Annotated in this window: 12 protein-coding genes; 6 read left to right on the top strand and 6 right to left on the bottom strand. The window is 71.6% G+C overall.

Annotation, left to right across the window (positions count from 1 at the left end):
- Positions 1-50 precede the first annotated feature (50 nt).
- Positions 51-1511: an MFS transporter gene (locus tag ACQYWQ_RS27775; RefSeq protein ID WP_431038431.1), complete on the bottom strand. Its 1461-nt coding sequence runs from the start codon at positions 1509-1511 to the stop codon at positions 51-53.
- Positions 1512-1620: 109 nt separating this feature from the next.
- Here ACQYWQ_RS27775 and ACQYWQ_RS27770 point away from each other — a divergent pair, with 109 nt between their 5' ends.
- The 6 genes from ACQYWQ_RS27770 (at position 1621) to ACQYWQ_RS27745 (ending at position 8554) form a co-directional block, all read left to right on the top strand.
- Complete coding sequence (locus tag ACQYWQ_RS27770; protein ID WP_431038430.1) at positions 1621-2016, top strand: winged helix-turn-helix transcriptional regulator; 396 nt, start codon at positions 1621-1623, stop codon at positions 2014-2016.
- A gap of 213 nt (positions 2017-2229) precedes the next feature.
- On the top strand, positions 2230-3951 hold the full coding sequence (locus tag ACQYWQ_RS27765) for an acyl-CoA dehydrogenase family protein (protein WP_431038428.1): 1722 nt from the start codon (positions 2230-2232) through the stop codon (positions 3949-3951).
- A gap of 131 nt (positions 3952-4082) precedes the next feature.
- The gene (locus ACQYWQ_RS27760; RefSeq protein ID WP_431038426.1) at positions 4083-5330 is read left to right on the top strand and encodes a cytochrome P450; all 1248 of its coding nucleotides are present in this window, start codon (positions 4083-4085) and stop codon (positions 5328-5330) included.
- A 35-nt stretch (positions 5331-5365) separates the two neighbouring features.
- Entirely contained in the window at positions 5366-6418 is a 1053-nt protein-coding gene (locus ACQYWQ_RS27755) for a ketoacyl-ACP synthase III family protein (RefSeq protein WP_431038424.1), read from the top strand.
- Positions 6415-8343, top strand: a complete 1929-nt coding sequence (locus tag ACQYWQ_RS27750; RefSeq protein ID WP_431038422.1) for an HAD-IIIC family phosphatase — start codon at positions 6415-6417, stop codon at positions 8341-8343. Before ACQYWQ_RS27755 ends, ACQYWQ_RS27750 begins: the two co-directional genes overlap by 4 nt.
- Positions 8327-8554, top strand: coding sequence for an acyl carrier protein (locus tag ACQYWQ_RS27745; protein ID WP_431038420.1), 228 nt, complete (start codon positions 8327-8329; stop codon positions 8552-8554). The genes ACQYWQ_RS27750 and ACQYWQ_RS27745 overlap by 17 nt, the downstream gene beginning before the upstream one ends.
- A gap of 182 nt (positions 8555-8736) precedes the next feature.
- On the opposite strand, the gene ACQYWQ_RS27740 is transcribed toward ACQYWQ_RS27745, so the two are convergent.
- From ACQYWQ_RS27740 to ACQYWQ_RS27720, 5 genes are all read right to left on the bottom strand, one after another.
- A complete protein-coding gene (locus tag ACQYWQ_RS27740) occupies positions 8737-10020 on the bottom strand; it encodes a cytochrome P450 (protein ID WP_431038418.1) in 1284 nt (427 codons plus the stop codon).
- 92 nt (positions 10021-10112) lie between these two features.
- Complete coding sequence (locus tag ACQYWQ_RS27735; protein ID WP_431038417.1) at positions 10113-11054, bottom strand: L-histidine N(alpha)-methyltransferase; 942 nt, start codon at positions 11052-11054, stop codon at positions 10113-10115.
- A complete protein-coding gene (locus ACQYWQ_RS27730; protein WP_431038415.1) occupies positions 11051-12319 on the bottom strand; it encodes a glutamate-cysteine ligase family protein in 1269 nt (422 codons plus the stop codon). The genes ACQYWQ_RS27735 and ACQYWQ_RS27730 overlap by 4 nt, the downstream gene beginning before the upstream one ends.
- A gap of 192 nt (positions 12320-12511) precedes the next feature.
- Positions 12512-12673 (bottom strand): helix-turn-helix domain-containing protein, encoded by a 162-nt coding sequence (locus ACQYWQ_RS27725; protein ID WP_431039379.1) that lies wholly within the window; start codon positions 12671-12673, stop codon positions 12512-12514.
- Positions 12622-15291, bottom strand: coding sequence for an AAA family ATPase (locus tag ACQYWQ_RS27720; RefSeq protein WP_431038414.1), 2670 nt, complete (start codon positions 15289-15291; stop codon positions 12622-12624). The genes ACQYWQ_RS27725 and ACQYWQ_RS27720 overlap by 52 nt, the downstream gene beginning before the upstream one ends.
- Positions 15292-15740 lie beyond the last annotated feature (449 nt).

Here is a 15740-nt window from a genome sequence, read left to right as displayed (position 1 = left end):
GTGGCGGTGCCGGGGCCGTTCGGCCGCGGGGAGGTCCGGGGCGGCGTGGGTCACACCTCCGAGGTCGCTGCGTCCCGCTCCCCCGCGGGAACCTCGTCCCCGCCCTCGGCGGCCTCGGGCTTCTTGAGCGCCAGGGCGATCACGGCGGCGACGACGAGCGCCGCGCCACCCACGAGACCCGCGATCCGCAGGCCGTCGCTGAGGGATTCCGCCGTGGCCGTGCCGTTGTTCAGCTCCAGGCCCGCGTTGGCGATGGCGACGATCGCCGCCAGACCGACGGCGCCACCGACCTGCTGGGCCGTCGTGGCCAGACCGGAGGCGACACCCTGCTCCTCGGGGGCGATACCGGCGCCCACGGCGGCGAACATCGCAGGGAAGCCGTACCCCGCGAGCCCCCAGATGATCGTGCCCGGCATCAGGGCCCAGAAGTTGCCGTCGGCCGAGTAGGCGAGGGCGAGCAGCATCTGGCCGACACCGATGAAGAACATGCCGCTGGCCAGCGTGGCGCGCAGTCCCCACTTGGCGAGGGCCATCGGAGCCAGCTTGCCCGCCGCCACCATCGAGATCAGCGTGAGCGGCAGGAACGCCAGTCCGGCCTGGAGCGCGTCGTACCCGAGCACCGTCTGGAGGTAGGTGGTGAAGAGGTAGTAGGCGCCGCTGAGCGAGCCGAGGAAGATGAACATCACGGCCATCGCCGTGGCCAGGCTGCGGTGACGCAGCAGCCGCAGCGGGACGAGCGGGCTGCCGGAGCGGGACTCCACCAGCAGGAACACGGCGAGCAGCACCAGGCCGCCGGCGATCGCCCCCGCGCCGCGCAGCGAACCCCAGCCCGCTTCGGGACCGCTGACGAGGCCGAAGACGAGGACGGAGGAGCCCGCGGTGGCGAGGAGTCCGCCCGGCAGGTCGAAGGCACCCCGGTCGGAGGCCGTGCGGTCGGGGGCGAGCAGCCGCGGCGCCGCGAGCACCGCGAGCGCGGCGAGCGGCACGTTGACGAAGAACACCGCTTCCCAGCCGAGGTAGTTGGTGAGCAGACCGCCGAGAAGCGCGCCGGCGGCGAGGCCGGAGCTGCCGGCCGCTCCCCAGACGCCGAGCGCCTTGTTGCGCTCGGGGCCCTCGGCGAACGAGGTCATGATCAGGGCGAGGATCGCCGGGGTCAGGAGAGCGCCGCCGATGCCTTGAACGGCGCGGGACGCCACCAGCATCCACGGCTCGGAGGCGAAGCCGCCCACCAGGGAGGAGATCCCGTACAGGGAGAGCCCTGCCATGAAGATGCGCCGCTGACCGAAGCGGTCCACCACCCGGCCGCCCAGCAGCAGGAAGCCGCCGAAGCCGAGGAGGTAGGCACTCACGACCCACTGGAGGGACTGGGCGGAGAAGTCCAGGTCCTTGCCGATGTCGGGCAGCGCTACGTAAACGATGTTGTAGTCGATCGTGATGATGAACTGGGCGAAAGCCAGGAGCACGAGCGCAAGCCCGGTCCGCGGCTTGGCACCGGAATCAGTGGAGGCCACTACCTGAGTCCTTCTCAGTGGGGAGAGGGCAGATTCGTACCCTTGGGGCACAACTTGTTACCCGCAATAGGATCTGTGAGGATGACGTTCAGCGGAAGGAGGCACTTTTATGTCCCGAGGGAACACCGGTGTTACCGACCCGGAAATCCACGCTCTCGCCTGCCCGGTTCGAGAGGTGATTGACCGTGTGGGCGGCAAGTGGAGCGTGCAGATCATCCTGGCGGTGACCAACGGCCCCGTCCGGTTCACCGAACTGGAGCGCCGGATCGACGGGATCAGCCGACGCATGCTGTCCCTCACCCTGCGCAACCTGGAGCGCGACGGCCTGGTCCAGCGAACGGTGTACCCCACCGTGCCGGCACGCGTCGAGTACACGGCAACCGATCTGGCCCGCGAACTGCACGCGCCACTCGAAGGATTGGCCGAATGGGCACTGCGGAATCTGGACAACATCGCGGCGGCGCAAGCGGCCTACGACAGCGACCGGAGCAGCCTCCCCACCTGATCGCCCGGCGCTGAGGGGATCATCCTCCACCGCCCTCCCCCTACTCCGCCGCGCGGTCGTGGTGCGGCTCAGTAGGGGTGGGGGCGGGTGGGACAGGGGTTGCTCTTTAGGGGTTCCACCGCTTTAGCGTGGTGCCGGAATTCACCAACATTCCGGCGACGTGAGGGGTGGAAAGCCGTGACCTCCCGGCCTTCTGGACCAGAGCAGCGAGCAGTGGCGCCGAGTATCCTGACCGCCTTCGCCTCGGGGAATTTCGATCCCGGCATCTTCGATCCCTTCCCGGAGCAGGAAGAATCGGACAGAAAAGCAGGCGCGGTCCACATCGATGAACTCGGACAACTGCTCGAAGAGCAGCTCGACGCCGAGGAGGTCGACCAGGGCCGGGCATTCCCCGGCGGTTTTCTGGACGAATTGCGGGCGCGCGGCCTCCTGCGCCTCCAGAACGACACCGGCGTCGGCGGGCTCGCGCTCTCCACGTTCAACGTCTTCCGGCTCGTCGAGCACGCCTGTCGTACGAGCGTCCCTGTCGGCCAGTTCCTCTCCGTCCAGGCCGGCGTCGGCGTGGCGGCGCTGCTGCCCGGCCTGCCCCCGGGGCCGCTCCGCGACCACGTGCGTGAGCGGGTCGCGGCCGGGGTGACCTCGGCGTTCGCCGTCACGGAGCCCGGAGGCCGCAACAACATCTGGCCGACCACGACGCTTTCCCCGTCCGCGGACGGCAGTCACTACGTACTGAACGGTCAGAAGCTCTTCACCGGTGGTGGTCCGGTGGCCGAGTTCCTCGCCGTGTCCGCCGTCCTCGGCGAGGGGGCCGCCCGCAGGCTCTGCGTCTGCTTCGTGGCAGCCGACTGCGAGGGCTACGAGGTCACCTCGGAATCCGAGTTCACCGGCAGCAAGGGATTGCCCAACGGAGCGCTGCGCCTGACGAACGTACGGGTCCTTCCGGAACACGTATTGATCGGCGAGCCGGGCGCTGCCGGGTTCCCCGCCGCGACGCCTCTCATGGGGCCCACGGTTCTGCTCGGCCAGCTCTTCTTCAATTCCGGCCCCGCTCTGGCCCTCGCCAAGAACTCCGTCGAATGGATGCGCCACTTCGTCGCCCGGCGCTCCGTCAATGGCAGGCCCCTGGAGTCCTACGAACAGATCCAGCGCCTCCTGGCCCAGTCCCTGAGCGAGGTGTACGCGCTGGAGAGCGTCGTGCGCTGGTGCCTGCTCGACTCCGGGCCCACCGACCGCTGGCTCGAACGGACCCTCGTCAAGAACGTCTCGGTGCGCACCGCCTGGCGTCTGGTCGACAGGGCCGTGTCGGTACTCGGGGGCGAAGGCATCGAGACCGTACGCAGCAAGACCCTCCGCGGTGCGCCCGGGCTGCCCGTGGAACGGGCCTTCCGGGACGCTCGCGGGCTGCGGGTCGCGGGGAACGTCGACTTCCAGCTGGACTGGACCGGGATGTGCCAGCTGCTCTCCTGGTACTACGACACGGACGAGGCCGACGCGACGGCCGCGCCCGGTTCCCCGTCCCCCGCCGCCTGGCCCCGGGCCCTGAGCGCGGCGAACGCCGCTCATCTCCGCTCCGCGGAGCAGCACATGGCACGGTTCCACGCGATCTGCCGCGGCCTCGTCGCCACCCACGACGATCGCGCCCAGCTCTTCGAGCGGCAACGCCTGGTGGCACTCCTGGGCAGGCTGGCCGGAGAGCTGTTCACCGTGTTCACCGTCCTCGCGCGCAGCGCGGCCGCACCGGCCGACGGCGCTTCGGGGACAGCGGACGCCCAGGCACTCGCCGGGCTGTACTGCGCGGACGCCGAGCACAGGATCGCGGACCTGTGGCGCCGGTTCTCCGCCGTGTCCGACGAAGAACAGGGCGCGACGGACCACGCGGCGCTGAGCGCCCGTTGGCAAGGCGGCGCGGACCTCGACGACCTCATCGGCGCCTGAGCCGCCCCGGCCGCCCCGGCCCTTGTCCTCCCCTTTCTCCCGCCTCTAAGCCCCTCCGCTCCTCCCCCACCTCCTCCCCCACCCGCTCCTCCCCCTCCACTCCCGCACGACGTCAGAGGAGAACACTCGTCATGACCACGGACATGCCCGCATTCGATGTCGATGTCGTCAAGCAACTCCTCCCCTTCGATCCCTTCGACCCGGGTTTCCAGCTCGACCCCTACCCGGTCTACCGCCGCATCAGGGAGGAGTCGGGGCAGATATTCCGGATGCCCGCGGGAACGACCGTGGTGCTCAGCCACCAGCTGACCTCGGAGATATTCAAGAGCCCGGTCTTCGGCTGGGGCGACAACCCCATGATCGCCGACCAGTTCTACCCGAACCCCGACGGGCCGCCCGCCCGTCCGCTGATGTTCATGGACCCGCCGGACCACACCCGCATCCGCTCCCTCGTCACCAAGGCGTTCACGCCCCGCACCGTGGAACGGCTGCGGGACAAGGCCGCGGCGTACGTGAAGCAGCTCCTGGTCACCGCGGTCGAGGAAAGCTCCGACGGCACCGTCGACCTCATGCGTACCGTCCTGCGGCCCCTGTCCGGCCTGGTCATCGGTGACCTCCTGGACGTACCGCAGCGCTACCACCAGGACTTCTTCGACTTCTCCAAGGAGAGCGGCCGGGGGCTCGACCCCGCCTTCACGCTCACGCCCGAACAGCGCACGGCCCGCGACGCGGCCAGGGACGGCTTCGTCGCGGCGGGCGCCGAGATGGTGGCCGAGCGGCGGCGCAAGCCCGGCGACGACCTCGTCAGCGACCTCGTCGCCGTGGAGGCGGAGGGAGGCGACAGGCTCACCGAGCTGGAACTGTCGATGACCATCATGAACCTCCTCGCCGCCGGGTTCAGCGCGACAGCGGCCCTGATGGGCAACTGCACCCTCGGCCTGCTGCGCGAGCCCGCGCAGCGCGACTGGTTCCGGGACCACACGGACAAGGCGGCGAGCGTCGTCGAGGAACTCCTGCGCATGGACCCGCCGTTGCAGCTGCTCACCCGCACCGCCCTCGCGGACACCGAGGTGGGCGGCATCACGCTCGCCAAGGGCGAGTACGCCATCCTCCTGCTGGGCGCGGCCAACCACGACCCCGAGGCGTACGAGAATCCGGACGCGCTCGACCTGACCCGCCCCGCCAACCGCAACCTCGGGTTCGGGCACGGCATCCACTTCTGCGTCGCCGCCCCCATCGCCAGGATGACCGCGCAGGTCGCCCTCGCCGAGCTGGCCGGGCACGACATCGAGCTGGTCACCGAGCACCCCGCGCACTACCCGGGCATGAGCCTGCGCACCCTCGGGGAGCTTCCCGTCCGCGTGCGCCTGACTTCCTGAACACACCGACAGCGAACCGTACTTGTGGAGGACACATGCGCTGGAACGAGGTCTACGTAGGCGCCTCGGCAGCACACCTGGGAGTGACCACCGACCTGAGGCAGGTGGTGGCCGAGGGCCGGTACGACGCCGACGAATTCCGCGACGACGACTACGAGAGTGTGCGGGTGGCCTCCTCGGGGCCCGCCGTCGGCCTGGCCGTGGAAGCGGCCCGGCTGGCGCTGGAACGGGCGGGCGAGGAGCTGCCGGACGTCGCCCTGCTCGCGCACGCGAGCTGCGCCTACCAGGGGCTCGACCACTTCGCGCCCGCCTCGTACATCCAGCACCACACGGTGGGCGGCACCGGCACGGCCCTGGAGATCAAGCAGTTCTCCAACGGCGGCCTCGCGGCCCTCGGGCTCGCCGCCGGGTACCTCACCCATACGCCGGGCCCGTCGGCGGCGCTGCTGACCACGTCGGACGTCTTCGCCGAGCCGGACTACGACCGCTACCGCTCGGACAAGTCCATCGTGCTCGCCGACGGAGGCACCGCCCTCGTCCTCACGCACGGCGGCCGCCCCGGCGTGGCCCGGCTGCTGTCCACCTCGCTCCTGGCCGACGCCGCGGCGGAGGGCTTCTACCACGGCGCCCACGAGTGGAACGCGGCGAGCGGCGAGGGCGGCAGGCCGCTCGACCTGCGGGCCCGTCGTACGGGGTACCTGGCGCAGGGCGACAGCGACATCGCGGCGATCGTGCAGGCGGCCACGGTGCGCCAGCAGCAGGTCGTCGACGAGGCTCTGGCGGACGCCGACACCGACGGCAAGGATGTCGCCTGCTTCGTGTTCCCCAACGTCGGCCGCACGGTCGTCGACTGGGAGTTCCGCAAGCGGGCCGGCATCGAGGAGGCCAGGACCGCGTGGCAGTGGGGACGCACCGTCGGCCACCTGGGCGCGGGCGACCAGTTCGCCGGCCTGACGCACCTCCTGGAGAGCGGCCAGGTGCACCCGGGTGACAAGGTCGCGCTCGCCGGAATCGGCATGGGCTTCACCTTCGGGTGCGCCGTGTTCGAGATCCTGGAGCAGCCCGAGTGGTCGACGAGCGCGCGATGAGCGGACCCGGCACCGAACCGCTGGAGCGCCTGCGCGCACTGGCCGCACGCGACGAACCTGGACGGGCCTTCGGCGAGGCCCCTGCGCTGCTCGGCCCCCTCGCGTCCGGCGCGGCATGGACGGGCGACCTGACCAGGGCGGGGCAGATCCTGCTCCGTCTCGACCCCGGCCGCGCGCTCAAGGAGGCGGCCGCCGAAGGCACCCGTCTGGAGGGCATCACGGTCGCCGTGACCGGGCACTCCACACTCGGCGCCGTGGTCCCCCCGCTCACCGCCGAGCTGGCCAGGCACGGCCTCGTCCTCACACCGGCCGTGAGCGACTTCGACTCCTACGTCCGCGATCTCCAGGAGCCGGACAGCGACCTGTACCAGGCCGACGCGGAGCTGGCCCTGTGCGTGCTCGACCCGCAGGTCGTCTTCGACGAAGTCCCCCAGCCCTGGCGCGTGGAGGACGTGGAACGCGTCACCACCGCCAAACTCGCCCAGCTCGACGGCCTCGCCGCCTCCTACGCCCGGCACGGGGGCGGGACGCTCGTACTGAACACGGTGCCCTTGTGGCCCGTCCACGCGCGCCAGCTCATCGACCTGTCCTCGCGCGCGCGGCTCGGAATCGTCTGGCGCGAGTTCAATGCCGGACTGCTGCGGCTCGCCGAGCGGCACGCCCGGCTCGCCGTCATCGACATGGAGCCGCTCGCGGCCGCCGGAGGGGCCGCGTACGAGCCGCGTATGTCGGCCTACGCCAAGGCCCACCTGGGTCCTGAGCTTTTGAGCCGCTACGCGCGGGAGGCCGCGCACCTGGCCAGGGCCCTGCGCGGGCGGGCCAAGAAGGTGCTCGTACTCGACCTCGACAACACGCTCTGGGACGGCGTGCTGGGCGACGACGGGGCCGAGGGCATCGCCGCGGCGGCGACCTTCAGGGGCGAGGCGTTCGGCAGGTTCCAGCAGGTCGTCAGACAGCTCGCCGCGCAGGGCGTCGTGCTCGCCGTGTCCAGCAAGAACGACGACGCGCCGGTGCGCGAGGTGCTCAGGGGCCACCCCGACATGGTGCTGCGCGAGGGCGACTTCGCGCAGATCAATGCCAACTGGCTGCCCAAGGACGGCAATATCCGGCAGATCGCCGAGCGGCTGAACCTGGCGACCGACAGCTTCGTCTTCGCCGACGACTCCGCGTTCGAGACCGGCCTGGTCGCCGATTCGCTCCCGGAGGTCGCCGTCGTCCGTCTCGACGACGAGCCCGCGCTGCATCCCGAGAAGCTGCTGGCCGACGGCTGGTTCGACGTGCCGCGGCTGACGGAGGAGGACCGGGCGCGCGGTGGTCGCTACCGTACCGAGTCCGCACGGCAGGACCTCCTCGACACCTCCGCGTCCTACGGCGACTACCTGGACCGGCTCGGGCTCACGGTCACGGTGCGCAGGGCGGCCGGTCGCGATCTCCCGCGTGTCTCCCAACTGACGCTGCGGACCAATCAGTTCAACCTCACCACCGTGCGTATGCGGCAGGAGGACGTGGAGCGGTGGGCCGGGGACCCCGACCGGCTGGTCCTCGCGGTGGAGTCCGCCGACCGCTTCGGTGACAACGGGCTCGTGGGGGCCGTGTTCGCGCACCGGACCGCCGGCGGTCTCCACATCGACAACATGGTGCTGAGCTGCCGGGTCTTCGCGCGCGGCATCGAGCAGGCGGTGCTCGGTGATGTGCTCGCCCACGCCGCCGCCACCGGAGCAGGCGAGGTGACGGCGGTCTTCCGTCCGAGCCGCAAGAACGGCAAGTTCCGGGACTTCTACCCCTCCGTGGGCTTCACGCCCGCGCAGGACGACGGGCCGGAGTCGCGCTTCCGGCACGACCTCGCCGAACTCCCCGCCGTTCCCGGCCACCTACGACTTGACTCCGAACTCTCCGAAGGACGCGCCCATGCTCAGCCAGAGTGACTTCATCCGGATCGTCCGGGACGAGCTGGCCCTCCCGCTGGTGGACACGGACCTCGAATCGGACCTCGATCAGGTGGTCGACTGGGACTCCCTCCACGTGCTCCAGCTCGTGGTCGCCCTGGAGAACGAGACCGGGCGCCGCGTCCCCGTCGCGCAACTGCTCCAGGCGCGCACCCTGAGCGGGATCTACGAGCAGGCCGCGGCCGCCTGACCATGCCCCGGAGGAGTCCGCCCCCGTACCGGCCGGTGCGGGGGCGGACTCCTCCGGTCGTGGCGCGGGGCGTGGCGGGGCGGGGCGCGGGGCATGGCGCGCGGACGCCTCACAGGCGGATCAGCCGGTCAGTGGTGCGGCCGCGCGGCCACGGGGGCGCTGTCGCGCGGCCGCACCGTCGTTCACCGGGAAGCGGCGGTGAACGCGAGCGGTACGTCGAGCAGCACCGTGTGCTTGTTGTTGGCGCCCCATACGACCTCGCCGGCAGGCTCGATGTGCGCGGCCCGCTCCAGAAGCTCCTCCAGCACGAGCCGGATCTGGAGCCGCGCCGTCTCGTCGCCGAGGCAGTAGTGCGTGCCGTGGCCGAAGGAGACGTGGGGGTTGGGGTCGCGGCGGATGTCGAAGCGGTCGGGGTCGGGGAACACCGACGGGTCGCGGTTGGCCGCCGGCCACCAGAAGGTGACCTTGTCACCGGCCTTGATGGTGCGCCCGTGCAGCTCCATGTCCCGCGTCGCGGTGCGGCGGTTGTAGGGGTTCGGCGGGTTCCAGCGCAGTACCTCCTCGATGGCGGTGGGCATCAGCGAACGGTCGGCCCGCAGCGCCTGCCACTGTTCGGGATGCTCGGCGAACGCCAGCACCGCACCAGCGATCGTGTTGCGCGGCTGTTCGAGTCCGGTGACCATCAGCACCGTGAGATTCACGGCTCGCTCGGCCGCCGACAAGGGCGGCTCGGCACCGCCCTCGTGGGCGATGTCACCGGTCGCGAGCACCGTCGCGATGTCGTGGCCCGGGCGGGCGCGCTTGGCCTCCAGGAGCCCCGTGAAGTACCCCTGCATGGCCTCGAAGGTGGCGACGGACCGCTCGTCCGGCAGGCCGGTGCGGCGGTTGAGGAACCCCAGGCAGGATCGTCCCCAGTCCAGGAGCTGGGCCCAGTCCTCCTTGGGCACGCCGAGGAGCAGCGCCATCGACAGGATGGCGAACTCCTCCGCCACCTCGGCCATGAAGTCGGCCCTTTTCCTCGCCACCGCCGTCGCTGTCAGCTCCGCGGCCAGCTCCCGCAGGCCCTTCTCCCGGCCGAGCGCCTCCTGTCCCGTCACCCAGGGCAGGAGCAGGGCCCTCACGAGCGCGTGGCGCGGATCGTCCATCATGCCGAAGAGCACACCGGGCAGACCGCCCGCCTCCAGGTCGTCGAGGTGCGAGCCGCCGCCCTGACGGCCGCCACCGCCCTGTGCGGAGTACGCGGGATCGGCGGCGGCCGCCGTGATGTCGGCGTGACGGGTCAGCACCCAGAAGGGCTCACCGTCCACGCTCTGCCCCGGCGGGTGCAGGAACAGCGGGGCCTCGCTGCGGAGGCGCGCGAAGAGTGCGTAGGGAATCCCCCGGGTGAACGCCTGCTGATCGGTCAGGTCGAACCCCCGCAGGATGGCGGGGAGTCGTGTCTCTGTTCCGCCCTGCTCGCTGTCCATGTCTCTCCTCCTGGTCCAGTGATGCGCCCGGTGATGCGTCCGGTGATGCGTCGGTGGTGCATGGGGTGATGCGTCGGTGGTACGCCCGAGGGTCAAGCGGCTTCGGGGGTCGCGAGCGTGAGGGCATGACAGCCGCTCGCGTCGGTCCAGGTGCGGGTCGGTGCCAGCCAGGCCCCCGCCAGCACGTCGCTCAGCTGGGGAGGGCGCAGCCTCGCCGCGATATCGGTGAGGACGTCCTCGCCGGGGGCGAACCGCACCGTCAGACCTGCCTTCGGGATACGCACCGCCACCGGGTGCCGCGCCCGAAGGCGCAGTTCGGTCCTGAGCAGTCGCGGGTTCCAGGACACGGCATGCGTGAAGGCGTCCGGGGCGAAATCGGCGTCGAGCTTCCGGTTCAGGAGTGCCAGCAGTTCCCCGTGGAGCGCCGCGGCGGCGCGCGGCTCGTCTCCTGGCGGCTCCGCCCGCCCCGCTCCCTCCCGTACCAGTTCCGTGCCCAGCAGCACCGCGTCCTGGGGGCCCAGCAGCGTGCGCAGGGCGATCAGGAACGCCGCGCGCTCGGCCGGCCACAGGCTCCCGACGGTGCTGCCCGGCACCACGAAGAGCCGTGGCGCCGGTGCCGGCAGCGGTCCCAGGCCGTGCAGGGGGTCCCTCAGGACCGCCCGCACCCGCAGCCAGGGGCGTTCCCCCGCCAGGGCGCGGGCGGTGCTTGTCAGCGCCGCTTCGGCAGCGGCGACCGGCACGTACGTCGACGCCGTGCCCAGGGCGTCGAGCAGCCTCCGGGTGCGCGCCGGGCGGCCCGGCGCGAGGTCGATCACGGTCCTGGGCGCGAGCCGACCGGCGACCTCGTCGAGGTGCGCGGCGAGCAGCGCATCCGCGGCGTGGGGCTCCCTGCGCCCGGAGAGACGGGCCAGACGCCCTGGTAACCGTCGGGGTGTCAGGGAGAGCCCCCGCAGTACTTCGGCGACGAGGCAGTCCACGCCGTCGCCCTCCTCGGCCCGGGTAAGGGTGAACCCGGCGGACGGCGGGGCGCTCACGCGTGGCTCTCCTTCCACTGGTCGAGCACGTCGTCCGCCGGGCAGCGCCCCCGGGCCACGTACCGCTCGGCGAACGCGGCGACCGCACCCTGGACGGTTTCCCCCACGCCGCGCCGGGGCAGGGCCTCCAGAGCCGCGGCGAAGCAGAGCACGGCGGCCTCACGCAGCTCCGGGTGGCTCAGTCCGTCACGTATCGCCGTACGCCACAGCGGATTGCGCGGTGCGCGCAGCACACCCGCGCGGTCGGCGAGGGGTTTCACGGCGCGGTAGGCGGTCTCCGCCGCGACCGGGTCGTCGAACAGCGTGGAGGCGACAGCGAGCGGGACGAGCCAGCCGGTGGGGCCGGGCTGGGCGTCGATCATGCGAAGCTCCAGGCCGCGGCGCGGCCGTACCGGCGGGAAGAGCGTGCCGATGTGCCCGTCGAGGTCGTCGAGTGTGGGACGCAGACCACGCACCTTGCCCCGGACCCAGTCCCTGAAGGTCAGCCCGCGCGGGGTGAACCACGGTGCCCGGTGCGTCCTCACGAACATCACGGGCGCGTCCAGGACGTGTGCCGACCAGGCGGCGGCGGGTGCCTCCTCGGTCCGGGCGGGTGCCAGTCCCGCCTCCAGCGATGTCCACAGCGCCAGCCGCGTCGAGCGGAGGCCGGTGGGCGCCCCCAGGCGCAGCGGTGAGTTGGCGAAGGCGGCCGCGAGCACCGCGCCGAGCAGGTGCGCCATGCGCCAGCGTCGTCCCTGCCCGAGCGGGCCCGGCCCGCGTTCGCCGCTGTCCACGAGAATCCGGGTGGCCGCGCTCCTGGTCATCAGGAACCGCCCGGCGGGGCCGAACCTGTCGAAGTGCGCCTCCAGGGCCGCGTAGCGCGGGGAGTCCACCACCCGGCGCGGCGGCAGCCAGGGGTGCAGACCGAGACCGACAGGCTCCAGGCCCAGATCGCGCAGGCGCTCGCGGATCAGGCCCAGATCCGCGTCGATCGCGCGCAGGCAGCGCGTCAGCGAGGCCGCGGGACGCGCGTTGAGCTTCAGCTGCCCGCCCGCCTCCACGGTGGCCAGGGAGTGCAGCGGCAGCCGTCGCACGGCGTCAGCGGCCCCGCTCAGCACCTGCGGCGGCACCTGACGGGCCGGGTCGGCCCGGTGGACGAGCAGCCACTCCAGGCCCACGCCCGTCCGGTGCGGCGGACCGGGGGCGAAGGCCGCCTTCCGTATGTGCAGTTCGGCAGCCGACTCCGTCAGCTGCTTCTGATCCGGTGGACGCGGGCCGAGGGACACAGCAGGACCTCCGGTACGGGGCGTGTCGTCAGGCGGGGTCCACCTAAGTCGGCCCGTCCGGGCGGAACAAGAACAACTGGGGCGCGCGGAAGGAGAATAGGGGTGCGATCGGGGGTCGTAGGGGTACGGGGGCCGCCGCTGAGGGGCCGCGGCCGGGACCGGCCGTCGGGTGCCCCTCAGTCGCGGGCGCCCCTACGAGGAGCCGGCCGTGTCGACCGGCAGCAATTGAGCCAGCTCCGTGCGGCGCTTCACCTGGAGTTTGCGGTACACCCGCGTGAGGTGCTGCTCCACGGTGCTGATCGTCACGAAGAGCCGCCCCGCGATCTGCCGGTTGCTGTAGCCGCGGGCGGCCAGTTCGGCGACGCGCAGCTCCGCCTGGCTGAGCGTGGTGCCGTCCTGCTGCTCCTCGTCCGCCGCGATCGTCCGCTGGCCGCCGCTCGCCTCGGGAGGTGCGGGTCGCTTGTGGACGGGGCGGGCGGCCCCTGCGGCGCGGGCGCGGGACGGATCGCTCCGTAGAGGGGGTGGGGAAGCTGCCGGGGATCTCCGGCGCTCCGGAGGGCGGTCAGCGCTTGTTCGAGAAGCCGCGGCCGCTCCAGGGGCGGCGACGCCATCGCGAGGACGCGCAATGTCTGTGCGCGTACGCGGGGCTGTCCCGGTGCGCAGCGGGCGAGCTGGGCAGCTGCCAGCTCGCGTGCCTCGGCGACCTGGCCCAGGCTGAGCAGGGCGCGTGCGGCGTCGCCCCGCCAGGGCAGGAGTGCCGGGATGTCGATGCCCGCCTGCACGGCCATCTGGCCCACGGTCCTGAAGCCGTCGAGCGCGACGTTCTGGTGCCCCGCCATGAGGTGGGCGCGTGCCCGTGCGTACAGGACGAGCAGCCCGGCGGGGGTCTGGCAGATCGTGTCCGGCCACGGGCCCTTGAGGCATTCCGCGAGGATCTCCTCGTGATCGGTGCCCAGGGCGGCGTGTGCCTGGATAAGGGTGCTCAGCGGCAGCCCCACGACCACGCCCCAGCTGTCGTAGGGGATGATGGTCAGGGCCCGCCGTGCCTGCTGGACGGCACTCGGCAGCTGGTTCCTGCGCAGCGAGATCTCCGCCCGCAGGGCCGTCAACTGCGCCAGCCATGTCGGGGAGTTGGCGGCCTCGATCTCGGGCCCCAGCTCGGCGGTCCAGCGCTCGGCGTCGAGCAGGCGGTCGCACAGGACCAAGGTGGTCAGACCCGCCAGGACGATCCCGAAGTTGCCCTCCGAGAACCGGTACCTGAGAAGGAGGCTCTCGGCCAGTTCGACGAGCCGGGGGCCGGGGCCCTCGCGCAGCGCGCTGGTCAGCAGGGCGGCAGCGTGCAGGTGTCCGCTGGCCGACGTGCCGTACCCCGGGCAGTCCTCGCCGCCCGCCGGGCGGGCGGTGGCTTCGCGGGTCTCCGGGTAGCAGATCTCCAGCCACATCCGGCTCGCGGCGATCTGGGCGGCCGTGTTGGGGGCGTGCGGGGTCCCCGCGGCCTCCAGGGCTTCGAGCGCTTCCGTGGCGGCGGAGGCTTTGCCGAACCAGAGCAGCGTCCGCATCGTGTACGCGTTCTGGTGCGCCGCCGTTCCTCCGCGCGCGTCCGGGCTGGTCGTGGGCACCCGGCGCAGCGCCACCGCCGGGTCCGTACGCCACTCGGCCCGCGCGAGCAGGGAGGAGGTCAGGGCGTCCTGCCGCCTGCCGGTCTCCGTGCGCAGCGCGAGCCGCAGGCAGTCCAGGGCGAGGGAGACCCGGTGCTCGGCCAGTGCCATTTCGGCCGCCTGCTGCAACACGGGCACGCCGAACCGGGGGGCGGGTCGCTCGGCCGCCAGCAGGTGGTGCGCCACCGACATGATCGGCGCGCCCATGCGGAAGAGGAGATCCGCGGCCCGGCTGTGCAGATGGGCGCAGTTGACGCTGCTCAGCCCGAGGAGGGCGGCGGCGCGGGCCTGGGGATGGCGGAAGTCGCCGTCCACGAGGATGCCGGACGACTCCAGCAACGTGACGGCACGGCGGGCGGCGCGCGAGCCCACTCCCGTCAGCGCGCCGGGCCGCAGGTGGTCGGCGCTGCTGCCGAGGAGGGCGACTTCCCGTGCGATCGCGAGGGTTTCCTCACCGCCGTGGTGCAGGCAGCTGAGCACCGCCTGCCGGTACCCGGTCCCGACGGCCGGCCGCGCGGGCCCGTTCTCGTCCGCGCCCCGGTTGTCCTCGGCGAGGCCGTTCAGGAGGCAGGGGTTGCCGCCGCTCAGTTCGTGGCACTCCGGTGCCAGCCGCCGTGCCGCCTCCGGGCCGAGCTGCTGCGCCAGGAAGGATTCCGTGTCCTGGAGGGCCAGCGGCGGGAGATGAACGCGGTGCTGGAACGAGCCGCTGGGCATCTTCTCGGCCAGGAGCGATTCGGCGGCCGCGTGGTCGCCGGACGCGGAGAGCACGATGAACAGGCGTCCTCCGTGCATCCGCCGCGCCAGCAGGGACAGGCAGCGGATGGATTCGGCGTCGGCGAAGTCGGCGTCGTCGACCGACACGATCAGGCCGTTCTCCGCGCCCTCCACCAGTTCGCCCAGGGCCAGACAGGTGCGGTGCAGCACACGGGCGACGTCGGAATGGACGGGGTCGCCGGACAGCAGGTGCGTGTTCCGCAACAGGTCGTCGAACGGCTCCGGGTCCACGCCGGAGCGGATTCCGCTGCGTATGAGCTGTTCCAGTATGCCGAGGGGCAGTCGGCGCTCGGAGTGGGAGCCGGTGGCCTCGACGTGCAGGGCACCGGTCGCCGCGGCCTGGGCGGCGAAGGCGCGCAGCAGTTCGGTCTTGCCGCTGCCGAGCGGCCCGCTGACGAAGCAGATCCGGCTGTGCCCGGCCATTGAGTCGGCGAACAGATCATGCAGGGTGTTGAGTTGGGTACGTCGTTCATGAGAAAGGTAGGGCGGCCCGGCCGATGGCACGCTCGAACGCAAAGGCGCTACCTTCGTCGTCGTCATTGAACATCCCCCTGAGACAATGCCGCGAGTGGAAAGCGTGAGAGTTGCGGGTGAAACCTGCGCAGACGTCGAATACGAGGTCAGACGCTTCGGTCGATGCGCCTTGGCCTCCCAGGATTAAAGTGTCGCGCTGACCACAGCGTCAATCGTTCATGATCTTGTTTAAACCCGGACACCCGGCTCACGAGGCGCCCCCTCAGGCGGTGCGTGACCTGCGCCTTCCTCAGCCGAAATCAAGGACTCCGAGCCCGAACACCTCTCATATTTGTGACGTGAATCACACGCACAGCCCATTGTGGCCTGATGCTTTTGGTGAGAATGGCGTCATGTGGCCGTTTGAAAGCGGAACTTGTGGGCCGACCGAGCCTGCGCAGGGAACCGGCACGTGTGGGGTGCACACGATAGGGGTCGGTTAGGGGTTCCCCGTGCGCGCCGTGTGCAGCATCCTC

This window comes from Streptomyces sp. P6-2-1 (genome assembly GCF_050613165.1).
GTDB lineage: Bacteria > Actinomycetota > Actinomycetes > Streptomycetales > Streptomycetaceae > Streptomyces.
The sequence above is the reverse complement of the archived record's forward strand: the minus strand, read 5'-3'. Positions and strand labels throughout refer to the sequence as shown.

What these genes read in the sequence shown, in the direction of transcription:
- ACQYWQ_RS27720 (WP_431038414.1), bottom strand. Translation starts at nt 15,291, where the DNA reads ATGACGACGACGAAGGTAGCGCCTTTGCGTTCGAGCGTGCCATCGGCC.
- ACQYWQ_RS27740 (WP_431038418.1), bottom strand. Translation starts at nt 10,020, where the DNA reads ATGGACAGCGAGCAGGGCGGAACAGAGACACGACTCCCCGCCATCCTG.
- ACQYWQ_RS27745 (WP_431038420.1), top strand. Translation starts at nt 8,327, where the DNA reads ATGCTCAGCCAGAGTGACTTCATCCGGATCGTCCGGGACGAGCTGGCC.
- ACQYWQ_RS27755 (WP_431038424.1), top strand. Translation starts at nt 5,366, where the DNA reads ATGCGCTGGAACGAGGTCTACGTAGGCGCCTCGGCAGCACACCTGGGA.
- ACQYWQ_RS27760 (WP_431038426.1), top strand. Translation starts at nt 4,083, where the DNA reads ATGACCACGGACATGCCCGCATTCGATGTCGATGTCGTCAAGCAACTC.
- ACQYWQ_RS27750 (WP_431038422.1), top strand. Translation starts at nt 6,415, where the DNA reads ATGAGCGGACCCGGCACCGAACCGCTGGAGCGCCTGCGCGCACTGGCC.
- ACQYWQ_RS27770 (WP_431038430.1), top strand. Translation starts at nt 1,621, where the DNA reads ATGTCCCGAGGGAACACCGGTGTTACCGACCCGGAAATCCACGCTCTC.